Source organism: Cellulomonas septica (assembly GCF_012396155.1).
Classification (GTDB): Bacteria; Actinomycetota; Actinomycetes; order Actinomycetales; family Cellulomonadaceae; genus Cellulomonas; species Cellulomonas septica.
Genome location: NZ_JAAXOY010000669.1, coordinates 1 through 1,938, shown reverse-complemented (window position 1 = coordinate 1,938; position 1,938 = coordinate 1). Strand labels below are relative to the sequence as shown.

The following is a 1,938-nucleotide window of genomic DNA, read 5'->3' as shown; positions in this document are numbered from 1 at the left end:
CGGCGCTCGCGCTCGACGTCGAGGCCTACGTGCAGCGCGTCGCGGCGGCCGGTCCGAAGGCGTTCGTCGAGGCCATCGTGGTCCGCGACGGCGACCCGCAGTACGACGTCGACGCGCTGGTCGCGACGCCCGGGGTGCGCGCCGTCGCGGACACGATCCCGCTGGCCCCGTCCCGCCGGTTCGCGCGGCCGATCCTCGGCACCGTCGGGTCGGCGACCGCGGAGATCGTCGAGAAGTCGGAGGGTGCGATCGCCGCGGGCGACCTCACGGGCCTGTCGGGCCTGCAGCGCCAGTACGACGCGCTGCTGCGCGGCCGCCCGGGCCTCACGATCGAGGCCGCGCCGGCCGACGGCGTCGCGGTGCGGCAGCTGTTCGTCAAGGAGCCGACGCCCGGCACCGACCTGCGCACGACGATCGACCCGGACGTGCAGGCGGAGGCCGAGACGATCCTCGAGGGCGTCGTGCCGGCGAGCGCGATCGTCGCGATCCGCCCGTCGACGGGCGACGTCGTCGCCGCCGCGAGCGGCCCCGGCGGCGAGGGCATGTCGACCGCGACGCTCGGGCAGTACGCGCCGGGGTCGACGTTCAAGGTCGCGAGCGCGCTCGCGCTGCTGCGGTCGGGCCTGACCGCGGACTCGACGGTGTCGTGCCCGCCGACGACGAGCGTCGACGGCCGCTCGTTCTCGAACTTCCCGGACTACCCGTCGAGCGCGCTGGGCGAGGTCCCGCTGCGCACGGCGTTCGCGCAGTCGTGCAACACGGCCTTCATCTCGGCGCGCGACAAGGCGCAGCAGTCGGCGCTGGTCGACGCCGCGGGATCGCTGGGCCTCGTGCCGGAGGCGAACCTCGGGTTCGCGGCGTTCCTCGGTGCGGTCCCGTCGGACTCCGACGGCACGGACCACGCCGCGTCGATGATCGGGCAGGGGCGCGTGCTGGCGTCGCCGCTCGGCATGGCGACGGTCGCCGCGTCGGTCGCGGCAGGGGCGACGGTCACGCCGCGGCTCGTCGTCGACACCGACGCCGCCACCCCCGCGACCGACGACGACGCGACCGCGGGTGCCTCGGACGGGCCGACCCCGACGCCCGCGACCGCCACGTCGCGGCCGCACGTCCCGCTGACCACCGGCGAGGCGGACGCGCTCCGGACGCTGATGCGCGCGGTCGTCACCGAGGGCGGCGGGTCGTTCCTGCAGGACACGCCCGGTGGCGAGGTCATGGCGAAGTCCGGCACGGCGCAGTTCGGCGACGCGGCGAACCTCCAGAACCACGTGTGGATGATCGCGATCCAGGGCGACCTGGCGGTCGCCGTCTTCGTGGATGTCGGAGACTACGGTTCGACGACCGCGGGCCCGCTGCTCGAGCGCTTCCTCGAGGCCGCCGCGCGCTGACGCGGTCGTCGTCCCGCCCGGACGTGGGCGGGTGCGCCACGAGGAGGACGACGATGACCGACCGCGCGACCAGCGTGCTGCTGCCCCGAGACCTGCCCGTCGGACGCGTGCGGGAGTTCGCCCGCCGTGCCGAGGAGCTCGGCTTCGACGAGATCTGGGTCGTCGAGGACTGCTTCTTCCGCGGCGGGGTCGCGCAGGCCGCCGCCGTGCTCGCGTGGACCGAGCGGATCCGGGTCGGCGTCGGCATCCTGCCCGCCGCGGTGCGGGACGCCGCGTTCACGGCGATGGAGGCCGCGACGCTCGCCGAGCTGTTCCCGGGCCGCGTCGACGTCGGCATCGGGCACGGCATGCCCGCGTGGATGCGGCAGGTCGGCGCGTGGCCCGCAAGCCCGCTCACGATGCTCGAGGAGCACCTGCGGGCGGTGCGCGCGATCGTGCACGGCGAGCGCGTCGACGCCGACGGCCGGTACGTGCACCTCGACGGCGTGCAGCTCGAGTCGCCGCCCGCCCAGCCGCCGCGCATCCTCGCCGGGGTGCGCGGGCCGAGGTC

Annotated in this window: 2 protein-coding genes; both read left to right on the top strand. The window is 75.8% G+C overall.

Annotation, left to right across the window (positions count from 1 at the left end; translation table 11 throughout):
• Positions 1 to 1,388, top strand: a 1,388-nt coding sequence (locus tag HGA02_RS17920) for a penicillin-binding transpeptidase domain-containing protein (protein ID WP_168680614.1), incomplete at its 5' end; no start/stop codon positions are given.
• Positions 1,389 to 1,441: 53 nt separating this feature from the next.
• The coding region (locus tag HGA02_RS17915) for an LLM class flavin-dependent oxidoreductase (RefSeq protein ID WP_168680612.1) at positions 1,442 to 1,938 on the top strand (497 nt) is incomplete at its 3' end.